This window comes from Burkholderia sp. AW49-1, from assembly GCF_053427845.1.
The window spans coordinates 1-25,858 of the sequence record NZ_JBSAXF010000013.1 but is presented as its reverse complement, the minus strand read 5'-3'; the positions used below and the strand labels follow the sequence as shown (position 1 = coordinate 25,858).

At 65.2% G+C, this 25,858-nt stretch carries 24 protein-coding genes and 1 pseudogene; 12 read left to right on the top strand and 13 right to left on the bottom strand.

The annotated features are described in order from the left end of the window. The first annotated feature begins 14 nt into the window (after positions 1-14). Positions 15-923, top strand: a complete 909-nt coding sequence (locus ACV22W_RS20175; protein WP_448021265.1) for a LysR family transcriptional regulator — start codon at positions 15-17, stop codon at positions 921-923. A 133-nt stretch (positions 924-1,056) separates the two neighbouring features. Here ACV22W_RS20175 and ACV22W_RS20170 read toward each other — a convergent pair whose 3' ends face one another. Next, positions 1,057-2,697 carry an L-lactate permease gene (locus tag ACV22W_RS20170; RefSeq protein ID WP_448021263.1) on the bottom strand — a complete coding sequence of 547 codons (1,641 nt, stop codon included), beginning with the start codon at positions 2,695-2,697 and terminating at the stop codon, positions 1,057-1,059. A 564-nt stretch (positions 2,698-3,261) separates the two neighbouring features. On the opposite strand from ACV22W_RS20170, the gene ACV22W_RS20165 reads away from it, so the two are divergent. Next, positions 3,262-3,576 carry a DUF4148 domain-containing protein gene (locus ACV22W_RS20165; protein ID WP_448021262.1) on the top strand — a complete coding sequence of 105 codons (315 nt, stop codon included), beginning with the start codon at positions 3,262-3,264 and terminating at the stop codon, positions 3,574-3,576. An 89-nt stretch (positions 3,577-3,665) separates the two neighbouring features. Here the strand turns inward: ACV22W_RS20165 and gshA are convergent, their stop codons facing one another. From gshA to ada, 3 genes are all read right to left on the bottom strand, one after another. After that, complete coding sequence (gshA, locus tag ACV22W_RS20160; RefSeq protein WP_448021260.1) at positions 3,666-5,279, bottom strand: glutamate--cysteine ligase; 1,614 nt, start codon at positions 5,277-5,279, stop codon at positions 3,666-3,668. Between the two features lie 487 nt (positions 5,280-5,766). Beyond that, positions 5,767-6,723: a DNA-3-methyladenine glycosylase family protein gene (locus ACV22W_RS20155; protein WP_448021258.1), complete on the bottom strand. Its 957-nt coding sequence runs from the start codon at positions 6,721-6,723 to the stop codon at positions 5,767-5,769. Between the two features lie 14 nt (positions 6,724-6,737). Then, a complete protein-coding gene (ada, locus tag ACV22W_RS20150; RefSeq protein WP_448021256.1) occupies positions 6,738-7,829 on the bottom strand; it encodes a bifunctional DNA-binding transcriptional regulator/O6-methylguanine-DNA methyltransferase Ada in 1,092 nt (363 codons plus the stop codon). A 440-nt stretch (positions 7,830-8,269) separates the two neighbouring features. Here ada and ACV22W_RS20145 point away from each other — a divergent pair, with 440 nt between their 5' ends. Continuing rightward, entirely contained in the window at positions 8,270-8,683 is a 414-nt protein-coding gene (locus tag ACV22W_RS20145) for a VOC family protein (protein ID WP_448021254.1), read from the top strand. Between the two features lie 10 nt (positions 8,684-8,693). Here the strand turns inward: ACV22W_RS20145 and ACV22W_RS20140 are convergent, their stop codons facing one another. The 3 genes from ACV22W_RS20140 to speG form a co-directional block, all read right to left on the bottom strand. Beyond that, positions 8,694-9,248: a YaeQ family protein gene (locus ACV22W_RS20140; protein ID WP_448021252.1), complete on the bottom strand. Its 555-nt coding sequence runs from the start codon at positions 9,246-9,248 to the stop codon at positions 8,694-8,696. Positions 9,249-9,425: 177 nt separating this feature from the next. Next, a complete protein-coding gene (gene sap1, locus ACV22W_RS20135; protein ID WP_044848669.1) occupies positions 9,426-9,773 on the bottom strand; it encodes a surface attachment protein Sap1 in 348 nt (115 codons plus the stop codon). A gap of 501 nt (positions 9,774-10,274) precedes the next feature. Beyond that, on the bottom strand, positions 10,275-10,817 hold the full coding sequence (gene speG, locus ACV22W_RS20130) for a spermidine N1-acetyltransferase (protein ID WP_448021250.1): 543 nt from the start codon (positions 10,815-10,817) through the stop codon (positions 10,275-10,277). A gap of 152 nt (positions 10,818-10,969) precedes the next feature. On the opposite strand from speG, the gene ACV22W_RS20125 reads away from it, so the two are divergent. The 4 genes from ACV22W_RS20125 (at position 10,970) to ACV22W_RS20110 (ending at position 13,237) form a co-directional block, all read left to right on the top strand. Continuing rightward, on the top strand, positions 10,970-11,140 hold the full coding sequence (locus ACV22W_RS20125; protein WP_006489933.1) for a hypothetical protein: 171 nt from the start codon (positions 10,970-10,972) through the stop codon (positions 11,138-11,140). 105 nt (positions 11,141-11,245) lie between these two features. Then, on the top strand, positions 11,246-11,494 hold the full coding sequence (locus tag ACV22W_RS20120; RefSeq protein WP_059534862.1) for a DUF2795 domain-containing protein: 249 nt from the start codon (positions 11,246-11,248) through the stop codon (positions 11,492-11,494). A 109-nt stretch (positions 11,495-11,603) separates the two neighbouring features. Beyond that, the gene (locus ACV22W_RS20115; RefSeq protein WP_448021249.1) at positions 11,604-12,962 is read left to right on the top strand and encodes a diguanylate cyclase; all 1,359 of its coding nucleotides are present in this window, start codon (positions 11,604-11,606) and stop codon (positions 12,960-12,962) included. Positions 12,963-13,111: 149 nt separating this feature from the next. Next, positions 13,112-13,237, top strand: coding sequence for a hypothetical protein (locus ACV22W_RS20110; protein ID WP_256980637.1), 126 nt, complete (start codon positions 13,112-13,114; stop codon positions 13,235-13,237). A 99-nt stretch (positions 13,238-13,336) separates the two neighbouring features. On the opposite strand, the gene mnmE is transcribed toward ACV22W_RS20110, so the two are convergent. Next, complete coding sequence (gene mnmE / locus ACV22W_RS20105) at positions 13,337-14,731, bottom strand: tRNA uridine-5-carboxymethylaminomethyl(34) synthesis GTPase MnmE (RefSeq protein ID WP_448021247.1); 1,395 nt, start codon at positions 14,729-14,731, stop codon at positions 13,337-13,339. 337 nt (positions 14,732-15,068) lie between these two features. Between mnmE and ACV22W_RS20100 the strand changes: the two genes are divergently transcribed. Further along, positions 15,069-15,506, top strand: coding sequence for a transcriptional regulator (locus ACV22W_RS20100; protein WP_448021436.1), 438 nt, complete (start codon positions 15,069-15,071; stop codon positions 15,504-15,506). 132 nt (positions 15,507-15,638) lie between these two features. Here ACV22W_RS20100 and yidC read toward each other — a convergent pair whose 3' ends face one another. The 4 genes from yidC to rpmH all read right to left on the bottom strand — a co-directional run bounded on the left by yidC (position 15,639) and on the right by rpmH (position 18,256). Further along, positions 15,639-17,294 (bottom strand): membrane protein insertase YidC, encoded by a 1,656-nt coding sequence (gene yidC, locus ACV22W_RS20095; protein ID WP_448021245.1) that lies wholly within the window; start codon positions 17,292-17,294, stop codon positions 15,639-15,641. An 8-nt stretch (positions 17,295-17,302) separates the two neighbouring features. Then, complete coding sequence (yidD, locus tag ACV22W_RS20090; RefSeq protein ID WP_006750110.1) at positions 17,303-17,569, bottom strand: membrane protein insertion efficiency factor YidD; 267 nt, start codon at positions 17,567-17,569, stop codon at positions 17,303-17,305. A 75-nt stretch (positions 17,570-17,644) separates the two neighbouring features. Next, on the bottom strand, positions 17,645-18,106 hold the full coding sequence (gene rnpA, locus ACV22W_RS20085; protein WP_031401531.1) for a ribonuclease P protein component: 462 nt from the start codon (positions 18,104-18,106) through the stop codon (positions 17,645-17,647). 15 nt (positions 18,107-18,121) lie between these two features. Beyond that, entirely contained in the window at positions 18,122-18,256 is a 135-nt protein-coding gene (rpmH, locus tag ACV22W_RS20080; RefSeq protein ID WP_004198824.1) for a 50S ribosomal protein L34, read from the bottom strand. Positions 18,257-18,678: 422 nt separating this feature from the next. Here rpmH and dnaA point away from each other — a divergent pair, with 422 nt between their 5' ends. From dnaA to gyrB, 3 genes are all read left to right on the top strand, one after another. Further along, the gene (gene dnaA / locus ACV22W_RS20075; protein ID WP_059819985.1) at positions 18,679-20,253 is read left to right on the top strand and encodes a chromosomal replication initiator protein DnaA; all 1,575 of its coding nucleotides are present in this window, start codon (positions 18,679-18,681) and stop codon (positions 20,251-20,253) included. A 170-nt stretch (positions 20,254-20,423) separates the two neighbouring features. Then, complete coding sequence (gene dnaN / locus ACV22W_RS20070) at positions 20,424-21,530, top strand: DNA polymerase III subunit beta (RefSeq protein WP_006756934.1); 1,107 nt, start codon at positions 20,424-20,426, stop codon at positions 21,528-21,530. Positions 21,531-21,723: 193 nt separating this feature from the next. Then, a complete protein-coding gene (gene gyrB / locus ACV22W_RS20065) occupies positions 21,724-24,198 on the top strand; it encodes a DNA topoisomerase (ATP-hydrolyzing) subunit B (protein WP_448021243.1) in 2,475 nt (824 codons plus the stop codon). Between the two features lie 262 nt (positions 24,199-24,460). Here the strand turns inward: gyrB and ACV22W_RS20060 are convergent. Beyond that, positions 24,461-24,964 (bottom strand): annotated as a pseudogene (locus ACV22W_RS20060) (integrase core domain-containing protein); the annotation flags it as partial. 411 nt (positions 24,965-25,375) lie between these two features. On the opposite strand from ACV22W_RS20060, the gene ACV22W_RS20055 reads away from it, so the two are divergent. Continuing rightward, positions 25,376-25,675, top strand: coding sequence for a hypothetical protein (locus tag ACV22W_RS20055; RefSeq protein WP_170296683.1), 300 nt, complete (start codon positions 25,376-25,378; stop codon positions 25,673-25,675). The last annotated feature ends 183 nt before the right edge of the window (positions 25,676-25,858 follow it).

Genomic DNA, 25,858 nt, shown 5'->3' with positions numbered 1-25,858 from the left:
GGAGAAGCCGAGTCGTGTTCGATCAGCTGAAGGCGTTCCACGCGACCGTCCGGCAGGGCAGCATCACGCGCGCCGCGCGCCACCTGGGCGTCAGCCAGCCGACGATCGCCGCGCAGATCCGGCAGGTCGAGCAGTTGTACGGCGTCGAGCTGTTCTATCGCAGCGGCCGCAAGCTCGAAGTCACCGAGACCGGGATCGAGCTGCTGCCGCTCGTCGAGAAGATGATCGCGCTCGAGGCGCAGGCCGACATCATGCTGCGCAACGTCGGCGGCCTGTTCGAAGGACATCTGCGGATCGGCGCGACCGGGCCGTACTACATCATGGACGCGGTCGGCCGCTTCTCGCATGCGCATCCGTCGATCGCGCTCACGTGCCGGATCGGCAATTCCGAGGAGATCCTGCAGGCGCTGCAGGAATTCCGCATCGACCTCGCGGTGTCGTCGCAGCGCAATGACGCGGACGGCCTCGAACGCAAGGTGATCTCCACCGATCCGCTCGTGCTCGTCGTGCATCGCGACCATCCGCTCGCGCGCTTCGACGCGATCGACGCCGCGCAGCTCGCCGACGTGCGGCTGCTGATGCGCGAGGAAGGATCGGTCACGCGCCGCTGCACGGAGACGATCCTCGCGGCGGCCGGCGTTGCGGCCACATCGGTCGCCGAGATCGGCAGCCGCGAAGCGATCCGCGAGGCGATCCTGCATGGCGTGGGCGGCAGCCTGTTTCCGCGCGGCGAGGCCGAGCGTCATCCGGATTTGCGCGTCGTCGCGCTGCGCGGCGTCGACACGACGATCGACGAATACGTGTACTACCTGAAGGCGCGCCGCCAGAGCCCCGCGATCGATGCGTTCCTCGCGTGCATCCTGCCGGCGCAGGCCGCGACGCACGAGCCAACGCACGCGACGCGGCCGGCGAACGCGCGCTGAGCCGCTCCGCGTTCACCGGTTTCGCGCATTTCCCGTCGCACTTCCCTGCACATTCCCCGTACTTTTCCGGCGCTTTTCCCGCGCCTTCCCTCGTTGTTTTCCTCGTGCCTGCCGTCTTGCTTCCCGCCGTGCGCTACTTCGGCAGCGCCGGAATCATCCACGTGAACACGTGCTGCTGCAGGAACACGAGCACGCCGAGCAGCAGCGTGAGGATCACGCTGTGCCAGAACGTGCGCGCGAACACGACGCCTTCCTGCCCCTTCAGGTCGGTCGTCGACACGCCCGTGGCGATGTTCTGCGGCGAGATCATCTTGCCCATCACGCCCCCCGACGAGTTGGTCGCGGCCATCAGCACCGGATCGAAGCCGAGCTGTCTCGCGGCGACTACCTGCAGGTTGCCGAACAGCGCATTGCCGGACGTGTCGCTGCCGGACAGGAACACCGCGATCCAGCCGAGCGACGCCGACACGAGCGGGAACAGCGCGCCGGTCGACGCGACGCCGGTGCCGAGCGTGTAGCTGATGCCCGAATAGTTCAGCAGATACGCGAGCCCCACGATCATCATCACCGTGACGATCGCGATCCACGTCTGCCGCCACGTCTTGACCACGCATTCGAAGAACGCGCCGACGCCGGTGCGCGTGAGCACGGCCGTGATGATCGCCGACACGAGGATCGCGGTGCCGGTGCCGAGCGGCTGGAAATCCCAGATCGCCGCATACGGCTTGTGATACAGCGTGACGAACACCGCGTTGTGCAGGCCCGGCCACTTGATCTTCACGTCGCCGATCGCCGCGACGTTCGCGTGCACCCAGACGATCACGACTACCGACACGACGATCCACGGCAGCCAGCCGCCGAAGCCCGCGCGCGCGGCGCCGGCCGCGGCCGGCACGCTGCGCACGAGCGCGTATTGCGGATCGGGCTGCGGTTTCCACACTTGCAGGAAGCCGATCGTGACGATCAGCGACGTGAGCGACGACAGGACGTCGGTGAGCTGGTAGCCGAGGAAGTTCGACGTGACGAACTGCGCGATCGCGAAGCTGCCGCCGGACACGAGCAGCGCGGGCCACAGCTTCGCGATCGAGCGCAGGCCGCCGTACGCGCCGACCACGTAGAACGGCAGCAGCAGCGCGAAGAACGGCAGTTGCCGGCCGACCATCGCGCCGAGCGTCGCGGGCGGCAGCGACGTGACCGCGCCGAGCACGGTGATCGGCACGCCGAGCGCGCCGAACGCGACCGGTGCCGTGTTGAACAGCAGCGTGTAGGTGAGTGCTTCGAGCGCGGGGAAGCCGAGCGCGATCAGGAGCGCGCTGGTGATCGCGACCGGCGTGCCGAACCCGGAGATCCCTTCGAGCAGACAGCCGAACGAGAACGCGACGACGAGCAGCACGAGGCGGCGGTCGTCGGGCAGGTTGTCGAGCATCCACTGCCGGAACTGGTCGAAGCGGCCCGATTTCACCGCGATGTTGTACAGCAGCAGGGCGTTGAACACGATCCACATCACCGGCACGACCGCGAGCGCCATGCCGGCGCCGACCGCGTCGAACGCGAGGCTGGCCGGCATGCCCCACGCGCCGATCGCGACCGCGAGGCCGGCGACGAGGCCGGCGAGCGACGCCTGCCACGCGGGCCGGCGCAGCACGCCGAGCGCGATCAGCGCGACCGCGATCGGGATCACGGCGACGAGGAACGACAGGAACAGCGAGTTGGCGACGGGCGTCAACGGCTGCGCGAACAGGATGCCGGGGGGCAGGGCTGCGGTGGGATTCATCGTGTCTCGTGTCTCCGTGTCGACCCGAGTTAGCGCTTTAGCGCTTACTCGGGTCCCATGCTTCGCGGTCGACCCGAGTTAGCGCTTTAGCGCTTGCTCGGATCCCATGCTTCGCGGTCGACCCGAGTTGGCGCTTTGACGCTTACCCGGATCCCCTGCCTGTCGGTCGACCGGGGCTCGCGCATCAACGCCTGCACACACCTCGATCCCGTTCAAACGTCCGTTCCACGGCCGCAACGATCATCCGACGCTTGCGCATGCAACCATGCCTCCACGCCGACCGATCGGTCGCTTAAAAAAGGTTAGAAGGCGCATCGCGCTTCTACAAGGAGGGCAACCCCGATGCGCGCGGTGCCGATACACGGAATCCACCGCACGCTGAACGGCCGCTGGCGACCCGCTGACGCGCGCGCCAGCAAGCCGCCGGCGCAATGTTGCTCAACCGGCAAAGGTGACTGACGGGACGCAGGATGTTTCGTTTGGCATCCGAAGCCTAGACTCGCTGCATTGATTCCGTCCGTGCCGACGAAGGCGCGGCTCCGGAACCCCCACGGAGCAAACACGATGAAGACCATGAAACTTGCGGCGTACGCGCTGGTACTGATCGGCTCGGCCGTCGCCGTCCAGGCTCAGGCGCAGGCTGCGTCGACCCTGACGCGCGCGCAAGTTCGCCAGGAACTCGCGGAACTGCAGGCCGCCGGCTATCGGCCGAGTCTCGCCAGCGGTCCCGACTTTCCGCAAAACATGCAGGCGATCATGCAGCGCGCCGCACGGGCGCGCGACGCGGCCGGCCACGGCAGCGACGGCCATGCGAATGTGGAATCAGGAAAGCCGGCGCTGTCGCGCGTGGTCGATCGCGACACGTACGCGCATCACTGAAGCGGCTGAAACCGGGCCGGACGCGTGACCGCGCGGCCATCCGGCCCGCAGCCGGCCTGCGCTGCGCGACGCGCGGCGGGCGACGGCCATCACACGCTGAAGCGGTTCAGCGTATAGGCGCGATAGGCCGCGACGAACGCGTCGAATGATCCGGCCTCCTTCGCTTCCAGCTCGGCCTGCTCGGCCAGAGACTTCGCCGCGAGCGCCTGCTCGGCGCGCATCGTCTCCGCCGACGGCGGGTTCGCGCGGAAATGCGCGGCATGCGCTTCGCTGTGCGCGAGCGCGAACGCGAGGAACGACTGCCCGTTCTCTCGCATCGTGCGCAGCACGCGCGCCGACGGCGTGCGCTCCGGATCGGCGAGCTTCTCTTGCTGCGCGGCGATCGCACGCGCATGCTCGTCGCCGCCGCGGATCTCGTCGAGACGGCGCCCGACGGTCTCGATATCAGCCATCAGATCGTCCGCCCACGCCTGCAGCGTGACCGGCTGGCCGTCGCGCACCAGCGTGAGCCCCGGCTTGCGCCCTTCCATCGTCACGCTGCCGAAGTTCGCATTCGCTTCCTTGTACGCGTCGCAGTCGAGCGCGGGGCTCTCGTCGAGCGCGCAGGCGAGCAGGAACGCGTCGATGAAGCGCGCGGTCTCCAGCGCGATGCCGGTCGGCTCGAACGGATCGATGTCGAGGCAGCGTACTTCGATGTACTGCACGCCGCGCGACGCGAGCGCATGCAGCGGACGCTCGCCCGAATACGTGACGCGCTTCGGCCGGATCGTCGAGTAGAACTCGTTCTCGATCTGCAGCACGTTCGTGTTGATCTGGATCCACTCGCCGTCGCGATGCGTGCCGATCGCCTCGTACGGCGGATACGGTTCGCTCACGGCCTTCGACAGCGCATCGAGATAGCCGGGCAGCGTGTTGTAGTCGACGTGCAGCGCGGCCTGCGCGGTCGTGTTCGAGTAACCGAGGTCGCTCATCCGCAGGCTCGTCGCGTACGGCCGGTACAGCGTATCGGCATCGAACGCGTCGAGCTTGTGCGGTTTGCCGCGCAGGAATTTCGCGTCGAGCGCCGGCGATGCGCCGAACAGGTACATCAGGAGCCAGCTGCGGCGACGGAAGTTGCGGATCTGCGCGAGATAGCGCTCCGACTGGTAATCGACGAGCGTGGCCGTCGAGCCCTCTTCCGCGTGCAGGCGCCGCCACACTTCCTCGTGCAGCGAATAGTTGTAGTGGATGCCGGCGATGCACTGCATCGTGCGGCCGTAGCGATACGCGAGGCCGCGGCGGTACACCGTCTTCAGGCGGCCGATGTTCGACGTGCCGTAGTCGGCGATCGGAATTTCATCATCGGCCGGCAACAGGCCCGGCATCGAGTCGTTCCACAGCATCTCGTCGCCGAGCGACGCATACACGTAACGGTGCAGATCGTCGAGACGTTCGAGCGTGACCGACGCGTCGCCTTCCGCCGGCGTGATCAGTTCGATCAGCGCTTCGGAATAGTCGGTCGTCAATGACGGGTGCGTGAGCGCCGAACCAAGCGCGCGCGGATGCGGCGTGAACGCGATCATCCCGTCGCGCGTCACGCGCAGGCTTTCCTTTTCGATGCCGCGCAGGCCGTCGGGCAGATGCTGCCGCGTCGGGCCCGAGCTCAGCGCTTCGAGACGATTCAGCAGCAGTTCGGACTGGCGGTGAGTCATGGTGTTCGACATGGAGACGCAAGTGCGTGACGGCCGCGCGCGGAATGCCGCACGCGGCCGGCTGGATTATTGGTCGCTTCGTTGGTAGCGGGCACTTTAACATCTCGCCGTCACACGCGCTTGAGGTGGCGCCGGGCGGTGCGCGCCGGCCGCGGCAGGCCGTCCGGCGGGCCGATGGCCGCCAACGCCGCGCGCACAGCCGACCGTCGTCGGCACCGGCGCACGCAGCGATCGCGCGACATTCGTCGGAAGGAACGCGAGCGACGAGCACGGCAGCGCCATCAGGTGCAACCCGTTCTGCCGAACCCGCGATGCATCGTCGTCACGGCCGGGCCGATCGTACGCGCCGGACTGTCAGACACCGGAGAGGGCTGATCGCCGATCGCCGTCAAACGTCGCAGCCGTGAGGATCACCGACCGATCACTGCCGGCGTGACACCTCTTGCGGGTTGCGTCGCGGCCCTGCCCGGTCGCACCCGCCGGCCTGCGGCGGCGACCGTCATCCGCCGCGCGCGCCGCCGGCCCGGTCCGCCACGTCGTTCCACAAATGAAGCGCCGCATACGCGCGCCACGGCCGCCAGCCTTCAGTCCGGCCTTTCTGGCTCGCGAGCCGGTCGAGCGACGGATCGCGCGCGGCGATCGACTGCATCAGCACCAGATCGGACGCCGGCCACGCGTCCGGGTCGCGCCACGCGCGCATCGCGATGTATTCGACGGTCCACGGGCCGATGCCGGGCAGGTCGAGCCACGCGCGGCGCAGCGTCGCGAGGTCGGCCTGCGCGGGATCGAGCGGCACGTGGCCGGCCGCCACCGCGCGCGCCATGCCCGTCAGCGCGGCGGCCCGCTTGCCGGGCATCCCGATCTTCTCCAGATCGCATGCGGCGAGCGCGTCCGGCGTCGGGAAACGCCACGCGGGGGCGCCGTCCGGCGCCGCCATGCCGTCGTCGTGCACGACGCGCTCGCCGGCCCGCTGGACAAGCCGGCCGACGATCGTCGTCGCCGCCTTCACGCTCACCTGCTGGCCGACGATCGCGCGCACCGCAAGCTCGAACCCCGACCAGGCGCCCGGCACGCGCAACCCCGGCGCGGCCTCGACGAGCGGCGCGAACCACGGGTCGCGCGCGAGTCCGCCGCCGATCGCGGCCGGGTCGGCGCCGAGGTCGAACATCGACGCGACACGGTGCGCAAATGCGTCGTCGACATGCCGCGCGGCCGCCCCTTCGAGGGTCGCGATCAGGCAATGCCGGCGCGGATGCTTCGTGACGGTGAGCCTGCCCGCGTCGCCGTTCAGGTCGACGATCCGGCGATACATGCCGTCGACGACCTGTTCGACACCCGGAATCGCCCGTCCGCTGAAGAAGCGCAGCACGCGCGCCCAGTCGTACGGCGCCTTGAAGCGCAGCGCCATCTGCGCGGACGGCGGCACGTGGCCGCCGTTCGCGATCGACGTCATCATGGTTTTGTCGATGCTCAAACTGCGTTGCCCTCCGCAACGGCTTCGGTTTCATCGTCGCGCACATGGCGCGCCTCGGACGCGAGCAGCGTCGCCTTGCGGCGCACGCCCCAGCGATATCCGGCGAGCGCGCCGCCCTTCTGCACGACACGGTGGCACGGGATCGCGAGCGCGACCGGGTTCGACGCGCAGGCCGATGCGACGGCCCGCACCGCGCGCGGCGCGCCCAGCGCCTCGGCGATCTCCGAATAGCTGCGCGTCTCGCCGTACGGGATATGCGTCAGCGCTTCCCACACGCGCTGCTGGAACGCGGTCGGCGCGATGTCGAGCGGCAGGTCGAAGGCGTGCCGCGTGCCGTCCAGATACGCGCGGATCTGCGCGACGAACGGCGCGAGCCGCGACGGCGATTCGACCAGCTCGGCACGCGCGAACGCGTCCTTCAGTTCGTCGACGAGCGACGCCGGTTCGTCGCCGAACGCGATCCGGCAGATGCCCTGTTCGGTCGCGGCAACGAGCACCGTGCCGAGCGGCGTCGACGCGGTCGCATAATCGATTCGCAGGCCGGCGCCCTGACGACGGAACGCGGACGGCGCCATCCCCAGCTCGCGCGGCACCGATGCGTAGAGCCGCGACGGCGAATTGAACCCCGCGTCGACGGCCGCCTGCGTGACCGGCTGCCCGCTTTGCAGCGCCTCGCGCAATGCGGCGCCGCGCTGCGCGGCCTGATACTGCCGCGGCGACACGCCGACCACGCGCTTGAACAACCGCTGCAGGTGGAACGGGCTCACGTGCACGGCGTCGCTCAGCTGCTGCAGCGTGAGCCGCTCCGGATGCGCGTCGAGCACCGCGCACGCGCGGTTGACGATCTCGAGCTCGCGCGGCAGCCCTTCCGGCTGGCAGCGCTTGCACGGGCGGAAGCCGGCCGCGCGGGCGGCGGCCGGATCGGCAAAGAAGGATACGTGCTCGCGCCGCGGCAGCCGCGACGCGCAGCTTGGGCGGCAGAACACGCCGGTCGTGCGCACGGCATAGAAGAACGCGCCGTCCGCATGCGGATCGCGGGCGGTCACGGCGCCCCAGCGGGCATCGTCGGTCGAATAGGCGGTTTTCATCTGAACCTCGCACTCTCCAGTGTAGATGGTGCCTACTCTAGACATCGGCATGGGCCGTCGCGCCCTGAATCTTGCTCTGTGATTCGCGCCGGCAAAATCGGGGACATAATCGAAGGCGCATCGAAACCGTTCAATCGGACGAAAAGCCGCGCAAGCGCTGCGCGGACGCCGCTTTCGTCATCATCGCGTCACCATTTTGTTGCAGTGCGGATGCGACAAATCGCCGTCCTGACCATTTTTTACACTCGGAATATTGCAACGCACCATCGCCGTGTGTATAGTTGGAACTGTCTCCTCCATGTCTCCTCCTGATATGGATTAAGCCCGTTCCGCTCTGCGTGAACGGGCTTTTTTTCGTCCGTCGATCGTGCCGCGTTCCGGCATACGTCGCCGGCGCGGTCTACACTCGGTGCACGCCAACCGCGAAGGAGTGCCCGCTCATGAAACCGACCATCCGCGCGATCGATCACGTCGTGATACGCGTGACCGACATGGCTGCGATGACGCACTTTTACTGCGACGCCGTCGGCTGCCACGTGGAGAAGGAACAACCCGACCTGGGCCTTGTACAGTTGCGCGCCGGCGACGCACTGATCGACCTGCTGTCGGTTGGCGGCCCGATCGACCGTCCCGACAGCGGCCCGCCCGGCACCGGCCGCAATCTCGACCACCTCTGCCTGCGCGTCGAGCCATTCGACCCCGAAGCACTGATCGCGCATTTCGCCGCGCATGGCGCGCGCCCCGGCGCCCCCGCCGAACGTTACGGCGCCGGCGGCTACGGGCCGTCGATCTATCTGTTCGATCCCGAAGGAAACATGCTGGAATTCAAGGGGCCGCCCGCCGCGCTCGGCTGAGCGCCGGCCGTCACGCGTCGGCGCGCGCCTTCAGGACCGTCCATTCGACCGCGACGGGATCGTGATCGGCGCTCGAGATCCAGGCGGTGCCGTCCTGGACCGTGCACTGCAGGCGCATCGTACGCTCGGCGAGACGCCCGAGCGCGGCCGCGACACCGTCGGCAAGCGACAGCACCTGGACGTTGCGCAGTCGCTCCACCTTGCTGCGCACGCCCTGCCACCAGATGTCCGAAGTCTTGCCGCCGTATGCGATCACCGTGACCTGCCCGGCGCGGCCGGCCGCCTTCGAGATACGCCGTTCTTCGGGCTGGCCAGCCTCGATCCACACGTCGATCGCGCCCGTCAGGTCCTTCTGCCACAGATCGGGTTCGTCGACGTCCGACAGCCCCTTGCAGAACTCGAGACGCTCGTGCGCGAACAGCGCGAACGCGACGATGCGCACCATCATCCGGTCGTCGGTTTCCGACGGGTGACGGGCGACCGTCAACGCGTGATCGGCGTAGTAGTGCCGATCCATGTCGGCGATTTGCAACTCGGCTTTGTAGATCGTGGATTTCAGCGCCATGCGGATACGGCCCGGGCGGGCATTCGGTTCGGTCGGGCCGTGATGATACCGAATGCGCGCCGCCCGGCGCGTGACGGGCGCTCCACAGCACGACGGCCCGGCATCGGCCGGGCCGCGTTCGTGCCGCGCCGCCGGCGGTTCCGGCCGGCGCGCGGGTGCGAGAGATGCGCGTGCGGGTTACTGCTTGACGAAGCGAGAGTCGGTCCAGAGGCCTTGCTGGTCGCTGTTGTCGGCGCTGACGAACTGGACGTCGCCCTGATCGACCGACACCACGCGGAAACGCTGGCCTTCCGGCACCGACAGGCAACGGTAGTCGTCGAAATACTGCTGCTTTGCCTGCGACTTGCCGTCACGCTCGTGACTCAGTACGGAGTCCAGATTGTCTTTCGACAGACAGCCCCACGCATTCTTCGTCAGCTGGATTTCCTGCTTCGGCTGGACAGCCGCATCGCCGCCCGCCTGGGCGATCGACACCACGGAAAATGCGCCGACAAGGGCAAAGAGGACACCGGTACGTTTCATCATGTTCTGTCTCCAGGCTTGCGGGCACCAGGCTCGGTTAGCTATGTGTTTAAAGATGATCGTGAACCCGCGTTTTTCACTTTAGAAGACCGGCAAGCGATATCAAGCACATTTGTTGTGCGATCGCAATAGCGGCGAATTGTCGCACCCCGCGCGCACTCGATTTTTTGCTTGCCGCACGCACGTGGCGTTATCTGCCATCGGGTGAATTTGCCCGCGCCGCCGGGCGCAAAGTATTGTCCAGCAAGTCTGTCAGCCAAATTTCAATACACCGGTTGAACGGTTTGGATAATTCATTTCGATATCGAAACCGTTTTGATGCATTGCACATAAAGTCATCCAAAACGATATGAATTTACCGCAGTGCGGCACCGGAATTACCTGATACAAGAAAAATGCCAGGCATAAGCGCACTCGTATTTACCCGTATTTTCCCGAATGGGCCGAGCGCCCCGCAGCGCGTGGCCGCAGGGCGTCTTCGCCGCTGTTTTTACCCGGCTTTATTCAGTCCAATTGCGGCCGCTCGAAATAATCGCGCTGGAAGATGCACATGCGATAAGCGTTGTGATACGCACCGTTTCCGAAAAATTCTTCCTTCAATTCCGCCTCGTGCTGGAATCCGCATTTCTCGTACACGTGGATTGCCGCCGCATTCGACGTATCGACGATCAGGTACAGCTTGCGCATGTTCAGCACCTTGAACGCATATTCGATCGCGAGGCGCGTGGCCTGGCCCGCGTAGCCGCGCCCCTGGCATTGGGGCGCGATGATGATCTGGAACTCGCCGCGACGATGGATGTAGTCGAGCTCGATCAGCTCGACGAGGCCGACCAGTTCGTCTTGCGGATCGACCGCGACGAAGCGGCGCTCGCGCTGGTCGTGCACATGGCGGTCATACAGTTGCGACAGCTCGGAGAAGGTTTCGTACGGCTCCTCGAACCAGTAGCGCATGATCTTCGCGTCGTTGTTCAGTTCGTGAACGAAGCGCAGGTCCTGGCGCTCCAGCGGCCGCAGTGCAAGCGAGTGCTTGTCGTTCTGGAGTTGCATGGTCGTGTCCTTTTTGATGCCCGCGTGCGCATGAAGCGTCCGTGCCACGGCACCGCGAACGGGACGCATTCCGCGCTGCAAGAAATTGACCGCGGGCGAAGCTCAGAGCCTAGAATGAGAGCAAGGGTTCCTGCCACCGCAAGGAGGCTATCGTGATCGAGCAAGTCATACTCGGCATCTTTCTCGTATTGCCACTCGTGATCGTGGCTGCGCTGTTCTCCGACGAACTTTGGCAGGAACATCGGCGCCAGCATCCGCGCGACGAAAACGCACCGCATATCGACTGGAAGCATCCGTGGCGCCGCGTGCGGCGCGGGCACTGAGTCGATCGCCATCCCCGCAGGCACTCCGTCCGGGCCGGTCGCCCCGATCCGAACGGGGCCCCTTCCGCGAAGAACCGATTCCCGCTCAACCAGCGAGACGCCGACGTGAACGACAAATCCGCCCTCCCTCCGCACGATATCCCCGGCGAAGCGATCGATCTGCAGATCGCCGACGTGCTGGCCGCCGTCCGCTACCCGGCGAACAAGGACGCGATCGTCGACGCCGCGCGCGACGCCGGCGCGAGCAACGAAGTGCTGTCGATGCTCGACGGCCTGCCCGAACAGGACTATGCGGACGTCGATGCCGTCACGCGCTGGGTCGCCGGCAACTTCGGCCCCGGCCTCGGGATTTGAGCGCGCGCGAATAACGCGATAGGATCGGGCGCACCGGTCGCATCGCGGCCGGATGCATGCTGCCCGGCGCCAAGACCGGGCATGACCGCACGAGCGCCCGGGGGAATCCATGGAAGGCATTCTGATCCAGCACACGTCGCGTCGTCAGCTCTGGTTCGGCGCGCTGACGGCGCTCGTCATCGTGCTCGCGCTCGGAATCGCCGTGCCGCACGCAAACGTCGCGCTGCCGGCCGTCGAGCCGTTCATGCCGATGTGCGCGCTGACCGTGTTCACCACCGCGAGCATCGCCGCCTTTTTCCTCGGTGCGCAGTTCACCGTCACCCGCCAGCCCGTGCTCGGTGCGCTCGGCGGCGCCTATGCGTTCACCGCACTCGCCGTCGCGCTGCAGTTGCTCACCTTTCCCGGCATATTCGCACCGCATGGCTTGCTCGGCGCGCGTCCGCAAAGCGCCGCGTGGATGTGGGTCTTCTGGCACGCCGGCTTTCCGTGCTTCGTGATGGCCGCACTGCTCGCGCGCGAGTGGCTCACGCGGGTGCCGGTTGGCGCGGCGCAGACGCGCCTGTGGGCGTTCGCGCTGGTCGGCGGCCCGGCCGTCGCGGCCGCGCTGCTGTGCGTGCTCGCACTGAACGTGGCACTGCCGCCCGCGTTCCATCCGCCGGCCGACGCGGCCGCGCTGCCCGTCAACGGGATCGCGCTGGTCGTATGGATCCTCAATGCGCTCGCGCTCGTCGCCGTGCTGGCCGTCGGCCGGCTGCGCACGACGCTCGACCTGTGGCTTGCGATCGCCGTGCTCGCCTGCCTCACCGACACGACGCTGAACCTGCTGACCACGAACCGCTTCACCGTCGGCTGGTATCTCGCGCGCGTGTTCAGCATGTTCACGCCCGGCGTACTGGTGTGCGTGCTCGCATGGGAAGTGACGAAGCTGTATCGGGAGCTGTTCGAAGCACATGCGACGCTGGTTCGTTCGTCCGCGCGCGACGGGCTGACCGGCGCGTTCAACCGCAGCCACTTCAACGATCACTTCCACACGCTGTTTCTGCAGGCGCGGCGGCAAAGCGAGCCGTTGTCGCTGCTGATGGTCGACGTCGATCACTTCAAGGCCTACAACGATGCGTTCGGTCACGTGAAGGGCGATGCATGCCTGATCGCCGTCGCGAATGCGCTGGCCGGTGCGGTACGGCGTCCCGCCGATATCGTCGCGCGCTACGGTGGCGAGGAGTTTGCGATCGTGCTGCCGAACACCGGCGCGCGTGGTGCGCGGGTGGTTGCCGAGGAAGCGCGCGAAGCGGTGCTGCGGCTCGATCTCGCGATGCCTGCGTCGCCGGCGGGGCGCGTGAGCGTCAGCATCGGTTGCGCGACGGTGTCGGCCGAGGATCTGTCGACGCCCGATGCATTGATCGAAGCCGCCGATGCCGCGCTGTACCACGCGAAGGATGCGGGGCGAAACCGCGTCGTCGTGGCCTGAAAACGTCTGCGGATTGGCGATTTGTTACGGCCTTTGTGACCGGAATAATCCGCCGTTACGGATTGCGGCACCGGGAAACGATCGCTTACAGCCGCTGTTGACGGCGCTCGCTATGCTGGATTCATGTCGAATCCGAGCAGGTGAACGCGATGAAGAAAACCCTTTTGCTGATTGCCGGCGTGGCCGTGTTGTTGAGCGGCTGCATCGTGGTGCCTGATGGTGGCGGGTATTACGGTGATGGCGGGTATTACCATCATCATCGCCATTGGGATTGATGCATTTCGCTTCGGCCGCCGTGATGACGCCGTCCGGATCGGATCAGCCGATTGATCCGGATTGCCGGGGGATGACCCTGGACAACCTTGGGCGGCCGTTTATTTCCCGATACAGAACCTGCTGAAAATCACCCCCAACAGATCATCCGAAGTGAACTCGCCGGTAATCGCATTGAGTCGTTCCTGCGCGAGCCGCAGTTCCTCCGCAAACAGATCGAGCGATTGCGCCCGCTGCTCTGCATGATCGGCCGCCTGCGCAAGATGCTCCTGCGCAGCCCGCAGCGCAATCAAATGCCGTTCGCGCGCCAGATAAACCCCTTCGGCCCCGGCCTGCCACCCCGCGATCCGCAGCAGCTCCGCGCGCAGCATGTCGATCCCGTCACCGCGCTTCGCCGACAGATGCACCTCGGTCAGGTCGCCTTCGGCCGCCGGATGCTCGACGCACGCCGGCACGCCGGTCAGGTCCGTCTTGTTCAGCACCCGCACCACCGGCACGCCATCCGGGAACCGCGCCGCGATCGTTTCGTCGTCCGCCGTCATCCCCGTGCGCGAATCGAGCAGGTGCAGCACGACGTCCGCGCGCTCGATCTCGCTCCATGTCCGCGCGATCCCGATCCGCTCGACCTCGTCCTCCGTCTCGCGCAACCCGGCCGTATCGATGATGTGCAGCGGAATCCCTTCGACCTGGATCGTCTGCGCGACCTTGTCGCGCGTCGTGCCCGCGATCGGCGTGACGATCGCCAGCTCCGCGCCGGCCAGCGCGTTCAGCAGCGACGACTTGCCGACGTTCGGCTGCCCGGCGAGCACGACCGACAACCCCTCGCGCAGCAGCGCGCCCTGCCGCGCGTCGCCGAGCACGTGCGCCAGTTGCTCGCGGATCTTCGCGAGCTTGCCGCGCGCGTCGGCCGCTTCCAGGAAGTCGATTTCCTCTTCCGGGAAATCGAGCGTCGCCTCGACCAGCATCCGCAGCGTGATCACATCCTCGACGAGCGCGTGGATCTGCCGCGAGAACGCACCGTCGAGCGAGCGCCCGGCCGAGCGCGCCGCCGCTTCGGTGCTCGCCTCGATCAGGTCGGCGACGGCCTCGGCCTGCGCAAGGTCCAGCTTGTCGTTCAGAAACGCGCGCCGCGTGAACTCGCCCGGTTCCGCAAGCCGCAGCCCGAAGCCGCGCCCCGCATCCAGGCAGCGCTGCAGCAGCAGTTGCATCACGATCGGCCCGCCATGCCCCTGCAACTCCAGCACGTGCTCGCCGGTGTACGAATGCGGCGCGGGGAAATACAGCGCGATCCCGCGGTCGAGCGGCGCGCCGTGCTCGTCGAGGAACGGCACGTAGCTCGCATGGCGCGGCGCGAGCCGCTGCCCGCACAACGCGTCGATCAGCGGCAGTGCGGCCGCCTCGCCGCCACGCCCGAACGACACGCGGACGACGCCGATGCCGCCCCGGCCGGCAGCGGTGGCAATGGCGACGATCGGATCGGAATCGGTAGCAAGCATGGGAATCGGATGAATCGGGTGAACGGATGGTCAATGATGCGCCCGCGCAACGGTGCGGGCATCGGGACGCCGGCATTGTAGCGTGCGGGCCCGCACGCTACCGGACGCCGCGTCGGTTTCGAAATCGCTCGAATTTATCCCGACGGAGCTAAGGCGAGTATCAATTCCACGCTGGCACGTACTGTCCGTTTCGGACGAGTATGCCTGCCGGATTGGCCCAACGCTGGTCCCCCAATTCCTGGATATGCTCCGCAGCAGGTTGGGATTCATCCAAATGCGCTACGTTTATCCTATTCGGTTGTCTGAAAGGCGTCGGCGAAATTGCACAATCACCCTCATGCCGACACCCGAAGAAAAATCAGCGTTTTCGGAACGCCTGAAATTCGCCTTGAGGCGCAGCCCGGAGAAGGTCACCGGCGCGACCGAGCTCGCGAACCGGTTCAATCTGCGTCACCATGGCGCGCAGCCGGTTTCACCGCAAACCGCACACAAGTGGCTGACCGGCCGGACGATTCCGACGCCGGACAAACTCGAAACGCTCGCCGACTGGTTGCGCGTCGAACTGCATTGGCTGCATTATGGCCCGTCGCCGAGCGTGGCCGAACATCCGACGCCGCAACCGCTGCCACGCGACGAGCGCTATCCGCCGACGCCCGAGACGATCGAGCTCGCGTCGAAGATCGAGGCGCTGCCGCCGCATCAACGTTACCTCGTTCAGGAACTGATCGAGCAGTTCTACGGCAGCGACGCGAAAATCGAAGCGAAGAAGGCCTGAACGGCAGCGGCCGACCTCCGCATACGCCATCGCACCGCCCCCCACCGGAAACAAAAAAAGCCGCATGGAAAAAACCATGCGGCTTTTTTACGTGCATCGCGGGCGGCTGGCCGCCCGCGTGTGCGGCGGGCGTCAGGCCTTCTTGCCGCCGCCGAGCTTGCGCGTGATGTAGTACTGCTGCGCGATCGACAGCACGTTGTTCACGACGTAGTACAGCACCAGACCGGCCGGGAAGAAGAAGAACATCACCGAGAACGCGATCGGCATGAACTTCATCATCTTCGCCTGGACCGGGTCCGGCGGCGTCGGGTTCAGGCTCGTCTGCACGAACATCGAGACGGCCATCAGCACCGGCAGGATGAAGAACGGATCGCGCTGCGACAGGTCGTGAATCCACAGAATCCACGGCGCACCGCGCATTTCGACCGAGGCGAGCAGCACCCAGTACAGCGAGATGAACACCGGGATCTGGATCACGACCGGCAGGCAGCCGCCGAACGGATTGACCTTCTCGGTCTTGTACAGCTCCATCAGCGCGGCGTTCATCTTCTGCGGATCGCTCTTGAAGCGTTCGCGCAGCGCCTGCATGCGCGGCGTGATTTCCTTCATGCGCGCCATCGACTTGTAGCTCGCGGCCGACAGCGGGAAGAACACGGCCTTGATCAGGACCGTCAGCAGCACGATCGCCCAGCCCCAGTTGCCGACGACGCCGTGGATCTTCTCGAGCAGCCAGAACAGCGGCTTCGCGATGATCGTCACCCAGCCGTAGTCCTTCACGAGCTCCAGGCCCGGCGCGATGCCTTCGAGCATGCGCTCCTCTTCCGGACCGGCGAACAGGCGTGCCTGCACGTCGGCCGACTGGCCCGGTGCGATCGCGGCGACCGGCTGCTTCACGCCGACGCGGTACAGCGTCGGGTCGATCTTTTCAGCGTAGATGTCGCGCTTCACGCCCTGCTGCGGAATCCAGGCCGACGCGAAGTAGTGCTGCACCATCGCGACCCAGCCGTTGTCGGCGGAGTTCACGAAGTCGGCCTTGTTCTTGTCGAGGTCGCTGAAGTTGATCTTCTGGAAGTGCTTCGCGTCCGTGTAGACCGCCGGCCCGAGGAACGTATGCGAGAACATCGGCGTTTCGACGGCCGTGTTGTCGCGCACCAGTTCCATGTAGACCGTCGGCGTGACCGGTGCCGTGCCGACGTTGTCGATCTTGGTGTCGACGCCGATCACGTAGCTGCCGCGCGTGAACGTGTAGGTCTTCACGACCTTCACGCCGCCCTTCACCGGCGATTCGAACGACAGCTTCAGCGTGTTCTGGTCGCCCGTCAGCGACGTCGAGCCGGGGTTCAGCTGCGTGTAGACGTCGTTGTGGTTCGGGAAGTCGCCGCCGAGCAGGCCCGAGCGCGCGAGATACGTGTGGCCGGCCGTGTGGTCGAACAGCGTGATGTACAGGTCCGGCTGCTTGCCGTCGCCCTGCTTCTTCAGCGTCAGCTTCGCGAGCGTGCCGCCGCGCGTGTCGATTTCGCCGTCATACACGTCGGTCGAGAACTTCACGAGCTGCGCCTGCGCGGCCGGTGCCGTCGTCGACGGTGCGGCGCCTGCTGCTGCGGCCGGCACTTCACCTGCGGTCGTCGTCGCGCCCGTGCCCGATGCACCGCCGGCAGCCGCGGGGGCCGTCTGCGTGGCGCTCGGGAAGAACATCGACGGGCGTCCATGGTCGCGCTGCCAGTTGTCGTACAGCATGACAGCTGACATGAAGAAGATCACCCATAGGACGGTGCGTTTGATATCCATGCGTTGTCTCAGAGTCGATGGGACCGCGCGTCGGCTTCGCCGCGAGCGCGAGTGTCGGAGTTGGGCGGCGGAACGAGGTCGATGCCGCCCGCGGAAAACGGATGGCATCGGCACACGCGCCTGACGGCGAGATACGTGCCGCGCGCGGCGCCATGATACTGGATTGCCTCGCGCGCGTAATCCGAACAGGAAGGATAAAAACGGCAACGGTTGCCGAGCATCGGGCTCACGGCAACCTTGTAGAAGCGCAGCAACGCGATCAATACCGTTTCCATACCTTGGGCGGCGCCGTTCGACGCCGCGTCATAACCGGCCGGGCGGGCGCGAACGCCGCACCACGGACGGATGCGTCACTCGGACGCGGGCTTCGACGCCCGGCGCGCGATCTCCCGGACTGCCCTGTCGAGCAGTTCGCGGATTTCGGCCGCGCACATCGCCGCGAGCGGGGCGGAAGCCGCACTCGGCAGCGCTTTCTTGTCGAAGCGCGTGTGCTGCCGCAGCAGCAGGTCGTAACCGGCGAATTCGGCCCGGCGCAGGCGAAACGCGTCGCGCGCCAGCCGCTTCACGAGGTTGCGCGTGACTGCACGCGGCGCATACTTCTTGCCGATGACGAGCCCCAGACGGGCGGGCTGGCCGGTCGGCTTGCCGTAGATCACGAAGTGCGCGGAACGCCGCCAGGGGCGCAAACGAAAAACGGATGAAAATTCATCCGTTTTCAGAAGTCGCGCAGCTTTCGGGAAGGCGGCTTTCGTCTGCGACGGATTCGCACCCGGCTCGACGGCACCTTCCGCAGGACTGCGGACGGCGGACACAGCGCGCAACCTGCCTTAGATGGCGAGGCGCTTGCGGCCCTTCGCGCGGCGAGCGTTGATGACCTTGCGGCCACCCGCCGTCTTCATGCGGACACGGAAGCCATGGGTGCGCTTGCGGCGCGTCACGGACGGTTGGTAAGTACGTTTCATGATGTTCTCACTTGTTCGAGAATGTCGAAATTCAGGGGACCGCGTGCCCTTAACCGGAGGCATTCGGGCGAACGCAATCGCCGGGAATACAGGATTGGTTTTCGCGGAACCCGCTATTTAAACCGTTTTTCTCTTGACGGTCAATACTTTAGGAGTCGTCCGCCTGTGCCGGCCCGCGCCGATCCGGCCCCGCGACCCACAATCCCGGCCTGTGGATAACTCGCGCTGTGGCCGCGTTTGGCGGTAGAATCTCGCCTTATCTCCAAGAATCCCGCACGCCGCTTCGGCCCGCGCCTGCCCCTCCAACACTGTGACGCAGGCGTCCTGAGGCACGCTCGCACGACCGCTTCGGGCCTTGTTGCACAACCGCGACAAGGGCGCCGGCGAGCCGCGCTGTGCACGCAAAAAACGACAGTTACTTGATGAACGATTTCTGGCAACACTGTTCCGCACTGCTGGAGCGCGAGCTGACGCCCCAGCAGTACGTGACGTGGATCAAACCCTTGGCCCCGGTGGCCTTCGATGCGTCGGCGAACACGCTGTCCATCGCCGCGCCGAACCGCTTCAAGCTGGACTGGGTCAAGAGCCAGTTTTCGGGTCGGATCTCCGATCTGGCCCGCGAATTCTGGAACACGCCGATCGAAGTCCAGTTCGTCCTCGATCCGAAGGCCGGCATGCGCAGCGCCCCCGCAGGCGCCGCGGCCGCCCCGCGCGCGCCGCTGGCGCCGAGCGGGCCTGCCGCGACGGTCGCCGCGATCGCCGCCAACCTGACCGCGAATGCCGCCGCCGCGCCCAGCGCGCCGGCCGACGTGCCGATGACGCCGTCGGCGGCCGCTGCGCACCACCTGAACGCCGACGACGCCGACATCGACCTGCCGAGCCTGCCCGCGCATGAAGCGGCCGCCGGCCGCCGCACGTGGCGCCCGGGCCCCGGCGCCGCACCCGCCAACGGCGGCGAAGCCGATTCGATGTACGAACGTTCGAAGCTGAACCCCGTGCTCACGTTCGACAACTTCGTGACCGGCAAGGCGAACCAGCTCGCGCGCGCCGCCGCGATCCAGGTCGCGGACAACCCCGGCATCTCGTACAACCCGCTGTTCCTGTACGGCGGCGTCGGCCTCGGCAAGACCCACCTGATCCACGCGATCGGCAACCAGCTGCTGCTCGACAAGGCCGGCGCGCGGATCCGCTACATCCACGCCGAGCAATACGTGTCCGACGTGGTGAAGGCGTATCAGCGCAAGGCGTTCGACGACTTCAAGCGCTATTACCACTCGCTCGACCTGCTGCTGATCGACGATATCCAGTTCTTCTCCGGCAAGTCGCGCACGCAAGAGGAATTCTTCTACGCGTTCGAGGCGCTCGTCGCGAACAAGGCGCAGGTGATCATCACCAGCGACACGTATCCGAAGGAGATCTCGGGCATCGACGATCGCCTGATCTCGCGCTTCGATTCCGGCCTCACCGTCGCGATCGAGCCGCCCGAGCTGGAAATGCGCGTCGCGATCCTGATGCGCAAGGCGCAGTCGGAAGGCGTGAACCTGTCGGAGGACGTCGCGTTCTTCGTCGCGAAGCACCTGCGCTCGAACGTGCGCGAGCTCGAAGGCGCGCTGCGCAAGATCCTCGCGTATTCGAAGTTCCACGGCCGCGAGATCTCGATCGAGCTGACCAAGGAAGCGCTGAAGGACCTGCTGACCGTGCAGAACCGGCAGATTTCGGTCGAGAACATCCAGAAGACCGTCGCCGACTTCTACAACATCAAGGTCGCCGACATGTATTCGAAGAAGCGTCCGGCGAACATCGCGCGGCCGCGGCAGATTGCGATGTACCTGGCGAAGGAGCTCACGCAGAAGAGCCTGCCGGAAATCGGCGAGCTGTTCGGCGGGCGCGATCACACCACCGTGCTGCACGCGGTGCGCAAGATCGCCGACGAGCGCAGCAAGGACGCGCAGCTCAACCACGAGCTGCACGTGCTGGAGCAGACGCTGAAGGGCTGAGCGCGCGCACCGCGCTTGATAATTCGGCCTCCGCCCCAATTTAAGGGGGGCGGTTCGGTTTTGAGGCACAATACTGGTTTGACCGCCCCGGTGGTGGCGGGCCAAGAGCCCGGCCGGCGGGGCGCTGCGAGGCTGCTGCGCTGCAGGCCGTTACTCAACGAAGGAACTCTATGCAACTGGTCAAGACCGAACGAGACACACTCCTCAGGCCGCTGCAAACGGTCAGCGGCATCGTCGAACGCCGCCATACGTTGCCGATCCTCGCCAACCTGCTGATCACCAAGAACGGCCCGGACGTTTCATTCCTGTCGACCGACCTGGAGCTGCAGATCACCACGCGCGCCGATTTCGGCGTCGGCGGCGACCAGGTGGCCACCACCGTCGCGGCCCGCAAGCTGCTCGACATCCTGCGCGCGATGCCTGACGGCCAGGTCACGCTGTCGCTCGCCGACAAGCGCCTCACCGTTCAGTCCGGCAAGAGCCGCTTCGCACTGCAGACGCTCGCGGCCGACGAGTTCCCGACCGTCGCGCAGGCGAAGGATTTCGGCGCCACGCTCACCGTCCCGCAGAAGTCGTTCCGCCAGCTGCTCGGCATGGTGCACTTCGCGATGGCGCAGCAGGACATCCGCTACTACCTGAACGGCATGCTGCTCGTCGTCGACGGCGACCAGCTGATGGCCGTGGCCACCGACGGCCACCGCCTCGCATTCTCGTCGATGAAGCTCGAAGGCGGCACGTTCGGCCGCCAGGAAGTCATCGTGCCGCGCAAGACGATTCTCGAGCTGCAGCGCCTGCTCGAGGACATCGACGACACCGTCACCATCGACATCGCGCAGACCCAGGCCAAGTTCACGTTCGGCCAGGTCGAGCTCGTGTCGAAACTCGTCGAGGGCAAGTTCCCCGACTTCCAGCGCGTGATCCCGAAGGCGCACAAGAACACGTTCGAGATCGGCCGCGAAGAGCTGCAGCGTTCGCTGCAACGCGCGGCCATCCTGACCTCGGACAAGTTCAAGGGCGTGCGCTGCATCATCGCGCCGGGCCAGTTGAAGATCATGTCGACCAACGCCGATCAGGAAGAGGCGCAGGAAGAACTGGAAATCGCCTACCAGGGCGATACCGTCGACATCGGCTTCAACGTCACGTATCTGCTCGACGTGCTCGCGAACCTGAAGGTCGACACCGTGCAGGTGAGCCTCGGCGACGCCAGCTCGAGCGCGCTGATTACCGTGCCCGAGAACGACGAGTTCAAGTATGTCGTGATGCCGATGCGCATCTGACGCGCTCGACATCACGATACACACCAGGGGGCGGCAAGCCCCTTTGGCGTTTTTATGGCGAACCGACAACCCGTCCCTTTGGCGCCTTTTCGGCGCTTCGGACGGGCCAGGAAACTGGAGCGGCCCGGCGATTTCTCTCGCTGAAACGCACCGCGCCGCCACGAGAGTGGCCTCGCAGAACCGGAAGATATCCATGAGTGAACAGCACAATTCGCAACCCGATAACAGCAGCTACGGCGCCTCGTCGATCCAGATCCTCGAGGGTCTGGAAGCGGTGCGCAAGCGCCCCGGGATGTACATCGGCGACACGTCTGACGGCACCGGTCTGCACCACCTCGTATTCGAGGTGCTCGACAACTCGATCGACGAAGCGTTGGCCGGGTACTGCAACGACATCCACGTGACGATTCACGCCGACAACTCGATTTCCGTGACCGACAACGGCCGCGGGATTCCGACCGACGTGAAGATGAACGACAAGCACGAGCCGAAGCGTAGCGCGGCTGAAATCGTGATGACCGAGCTGCATGCCGGCGGGAAGTTCGACCAGAACAGCTACAAGGTTTCCGGCGGCCTGCACGGCGTGGGCGTGTCGTGCGTGAACGCGCTGTCGAGCTGGCTGCGCCTCACCGTGCGCCGCAACGGCAAGAAGCATTTCATGGAGTTCCATCGCGGCATCGCGCAGGATCGCGTGCTCGAGACCGTGGACGGCGTGGAAGTGTCGCCGATGCTCGTGACCGGCGATACCGAGAACCGCGGCACCGAAGTGCATTTCATGGCCGATCCGACCATTTTCGGCACGGTCGAGTATCACTACGACATCCTCGCGAAGCGGATGCGCGAGCTTTCGTTCCTGAACAACGGCGTGCGGATTCGTCTCACGGACCTGCGCTCGGGCAAGGAAGACGATTTCGCGTTCGCCGGCGGGGTGAAGGGCTTCGTCGAGTACATCAACAAGACGAAGACCAACCTGCACCCGACGGTTTTCTTTGCCAACGGCGAGAAGGACGGCGTGGGCGTCGAAGTCGCGATGCAGTGGAACGACAGCTACAACGAGAACGTGCTGTGCTTCACGAACAACATTCCGCAGCGCGACGGCGGCACGCACCTGACCGGCCTGCGGGCCGCGATGACGCGCGTCATCAACAAGTACATCACCGACAACGAAATCGCGAAGAAGGCGAAGGTCGAGACGACCGGCGACGACATGCGCGAAGGGCTGTCGTGCGTACTGTCCGTGAAGGTGCCGGAGCCGAAGTTCAGCTCGCAGACGAAGGACAAGCTGGTTTCTTCCGAGGTTCGTGCGCCGGTTGAAGAGGTTGTGGCGAAGGCGCTGGAAGAATTCCTGCTGGAAACGCCGATCGACGCGAAGATCATCTGCGGGAAGATTGTTGAAGCTGCGCGTGCGCGGGATGCTGCTCGGAAGGCGCGTGAAATGACGCGACGCAAGGGCGTGCTCGATGGCGTCGGGCTGCCGGGCAAGCTCGCGGATTGCCAGGAGAAGGATCCGGCCAAGTGCGAAATCTACATCGTCGAGGGCGACTCGGCAGGTGGCTCGGCCAAGCAAGGGCGTGACCGGAAGTTCCAGGCGATCCTGCCGCTGCGCGGCAAGGTGCTGAACGTCGAGAAGGCGCGCTACGACAAGCTGCTGTCGTCGGAACAGATCGTCACGCTCGTGACCGCGCTTGGGTGCGGCATCGGCAAGGATGATTACAACCTCGACAAGCTGCGCTATCACCGCATCATCATCATGACCGACGCGGACGTCGACGGTGCGCACATCCGGACGCTGCTGCTCACGTTCCTGTATCGCCAGATGCCGGACATGATCGAGCGCGGGTACGTGTATATCGCGCAGCCGCCGCTTTACAAGATCAAGGCGGGCAAGGACGAACGGTATCTGAAGGATGACGTGGAGCTCAACGCGCATATGCTGCGGTTGGCGCTGCAAGGGTCGGAGCTGGTGCCTGGGGAGAATGCGGCGGCGATTTCGGGCGATGCACTTGGGGAACTGGCGCGGTCGTATCTGCTGTCGCAGAGCGTGATCGAGCGGTTGAGCCGGTTGTATGACCCGGCGGCGCTGGAAGCTGTTATGGACGGCGTGGTGATCGACCTCTCCAATGAGGCTTCGACTGAGGCTTCGGCGAAGGCGCTGCACGCTGCGTTGCATGATGAGGCGCTGAAGAACGAAGTGCGTGTCGTGCCTTCGTATGACCCGGTTCGCGAACAGCGGTCGCTGCATGTCGAGCGTACGCATCACGGCAACGTGCGGGTTTCGGTCATCGACCAGGAATTCCAGCACACGGCGGATTATCAGCAGCTCGTGACCACCGCGAATACGTTCAAGGGGCTCATCGGGGAAGGTGCGGTCATCAAGCGCGGCGAGCGCAGCATGGCTGTCGCGGACTTCAAGAGCGCGATGAAATGGCTGCTGGCGGATGCGGAGCGGAATGTTTCGAAGCAGCGGTATAAGGGGCTGGGGGAGATGAACCCCGAACAGCTGTGGGAAACGACGATGGATCCGGCAGTGCGGCGGTTGCTGCGCGTGCAGATCGAGGATGCGATTGCTGCGGACGGGATCTTTACTACCCTCATGGGGGATGATGTCGAGCCGCGGCGGGCGTTTATTGAGTCGAATGCGTTGCGGGCGGGGAATATTGACGTTTGAGCTTTGTGTTGCAGGGAAACGGCATTCGTGAGACTGCAACACGGTTCGTGAGACTGAAAGAGCCGAAAAGGTGAGACTGCCGGGATTGTCACCGGTCCGTGTTCTTTTCGATTTCTGTAACGCCTTGTGTTTGAGTCCCTGATTCGCCACCCAATTAGTGCAGAGGCCCGTGTTCTCAGGAACACGGGCCTTTTGCCTTGTGCGCACGGTGAGCCACTTAGTGAGCCATCCGCCCGATGCACAAGCTGACCTGCCCCCGGTTTTAGTCCGAACTGCAGTTAGAGTCCGAGGTTAAAAACTGCTGCTTCGCGTCGTGCGCCCGGGCGAACTGCGCAGGCGTCAGACAGCCGAGCGAACTATGAGGCCACTCGGTGTTGTACTCGATACGCCATTCTTCAATCAGCCGCTTGGCGTGGCGCATTGAGACGAACCAGCGCTCGTTCAGGCATTCGTCGCGGAACCGCCCGTTGAAGCTCTCGATATAGGTATTTTCCACCGGCTTGCCAAGCCGAATGAACGACAGCGTGACACCGGCTTCGTAAGCCCATGCATCCAGCACCTTACCAGCGAACTCCGGCCCGTTGTCGACCGTGATGGATACGGGCAAGCCTCGCATCTCCTTCGGCCGCTCGAGCACTTGCTGCACTCGTAGGCCGGGCAGCGAAGTATCGACTTCGATGTCCAAGCACTCGCGTGTGTAGTCGTCGACCACGTTCAGGCATCGAAACCGCCGACCATAGGCCAACCCGTCAGAAACTAATGGTAACGGGTCAGTGGAAGTTGCTATGCGTTCCCCGCAGCACGAGATTCAGGAGATGCGGTTGCTGCGCTATATATTGCCCGTCGCGTTCGGCCCACGCGTCCCGCTGCTCTGCGGCGAGGGAGCAGTCGGTCGTCACGCCTCGAGCTTCCAGAACGCATCTTGCTCCGGCGCAGGCCATTCCGGCGCCGATCCCAAGCATTTCGACTATTTCGTCGCTAGTCCCATCCACTTGGCAACGCGAAGTTCCAAGCGACTAATGGTCCCTATACCGTTCGGCAAATTCGCTCGTATTGACCTCATAAAGCGTTCTTCTTCGCGTAGACTGAACCAGCATCACCGCGAAAAAGCGCGGGCCGCATAGGCTGCCACCCATACGGCCCGCTGACCACAACCAACTCACCTCAGGAGTCGGAAATGGCTGTCGCCCATATTAAAGCGCTGTTCCGTAAGCGCAAGCAGCAAGACCCGAAAACGGTGCTTCAGATGATCCTCCGCAGCACGCCTGACAAGCCCAAGCGAGGCTGGCCGTACCTGCCCTGGATGGCCGTCATCGATGCACACTTCAAGCTGTTTGGATTCGAGCCCGGCGATCGCGTCTATCTTGAAATCAATCACAAGACCCGTCAGATCCATATCACGCCGGACTATGGCGATCTTGATTTTCGCGAGCAGCCTTACCATCAAACGACTGGGCCAAGCCCGTTTGCGCGCTAAATAGCAAGGGCCTCTTCGTGTGGCCCGCACCGCATCTGTGGATTGCTCAGCGTCCTTATCGGTCTGCAATAGCGGCGCAGTCCAACGGACGATCGTCGACAACCGTCACAACGACAATCGACTGACCGATAACCCGGATCGGCAGGCCGTTTGGCTCAGGGTCGCCCGCAGCAAATCCGGCCA

What these genes read in the sequence shown, in the direction of transcription:
- ACV22W_RS20055 (WP_170296683.1), top strand. Translation starts at nt 25,376, where the DNA reads ATGGCTGTCGCCCATATTAAAGCGCTGTTCCGTAAGCGCAAGCAGCAA.
- yidC (WP_448021245.1), bottom strand. Translation starts at nt 17,294, where the DNA reads ATGGATATCAAACGCACCGTCCTATGGGTGATCTTCTTCATGTCAGCT.
- ACV22W_RS20145 (WP_448021254.1), top strand. Translation starts at nt 8,270, where the DNA reads ATGAAACCGACCATCCGCGCGATCGATCACGTCGTGATACGCGTGACC.
- gshA (WP_448021260.1), bottom strand. Translation starts at nt 5,279, where the DNA reads ATGTCGAACACCATGACTCACCGCCAGTCCGAACTGCTGCTGAATCGT.
- ACV22W_RS20100 (WP_448021436.1), top strand. Translation starts at nt 15,069, where the DNA reads ATGCCGACACCCGAAGAAAAATCAGCGTTTTCGGAACGCCTGAAATTC.
- ACV22W_RS20170 (WP_448021263.1), bottom strand. Translation starts at nt 2,697, where the DNA reads ATGAATCCCACCGCAGCCCTGCCCCCCGGCATCCTGTTCGCGCAGCCG.
- ada (WP_448021256.1), bottom strand. Translation starts at nt 7,829, where the DNA reads ATGAAAACCGCCTATTCGACCGACGATGCCCGCTGGGGCGCCGTGACC.
- ACV22W_RS20140 (WP_448021252.1), bottom strand. Translation starts at nt 9,248, where the DNA reads ATGGCGCTGAAATCCACGATCTACAAAGCCGAGTTGCAAATCGCCGAC.
- ACV22W_RS20165 (WP_448021262.1), top strand. Translation starts at nt 3,262, where the DNA reads ATGAAGACCATGAAACTTGCGGCGTACGCGCTGGTACTGATCGGCTCG.
- sap1 (WP_044848669.1), bottom strand. Translation starts at nt 9,773, where the DNA reads ATGATGAAACGTACCGGTGTCCTCTTTGCCCTTGTCGGCGCATTTTCC.
- ACV22W_RS20155 (WP_448021258.1), bottom strand. Translation starts at nt 6,723, where the DNA reads ATGATGACGTCGATCGCGAACGGCGGCCACGTGCCGCCGTCCGCGCAG.
- dnaA (WP_059819985.1), top strand. Translation starts at nt 18,679, where the DNA reads ATGAACGATTTCTGGCAACACTGTTCCGCACTGCTGGAGCGCGAGCTG.
- ACV22W_RS20110 (WP_256980637.1), top strand. Translation starts at nt 13,112, where the DNA reads ATGAAGAAAACCCTTTTGCTGATTGCCGGCGTGGCCGTGTTGTTGAGC.
- dnaN (WP_006756934.1), top strand. Translation starts at nt 20,424, where the DNA reads ATGCAACTGGTCAAGACCGAACGAGACACACTCCTCAGGCCGCTGCAA.
- gyrB (WP_448021243.1), top strand. Translation starts at nt 21,724, where the DNA reads ATGAGTGAACAGCACAATTCGCAACCCGATAACAGCAGCTACGGCGCC.
- rpmH (WP_004198824.1), bottom strand. Translation starts at nt 18,256, where the DNA reads ATGAAACGTACTTACCAACCGTCCGTGACGCGCCGCAAGCGCACCCAT.
- ACV22W_RS20115 (WP_448021249.1), top strand. Translation starts at nt 11,604, where the DNA reads ATGGAAGGCATTCTGATCCAGCACACGTCGCGTCGTCAGCTCTGGTTC.
- mnmE (WP_448021247.1), bottom strand. Translation starts at nt 14,731, where the DNA reads ATGCTTGCTACCGATTCCGATCCGATCGTCGCCATTGCCACCGCTGCC.
- yidD (WP_006750110.1), bottom strand. Translation starts at nt 17,569, where the DNA reads ATGGAAACGGTATTGATCGCGTTGCTGCGCTTCTACAAGGTTGCCGTG.
- speG (WP_448021250.1), bottom strand. Translation starts at nt 10,817, where the DNA reads ATGCAACTCCAGAACGACAAGCACTCGCTTGCACTGCGGCCGCTGGAG.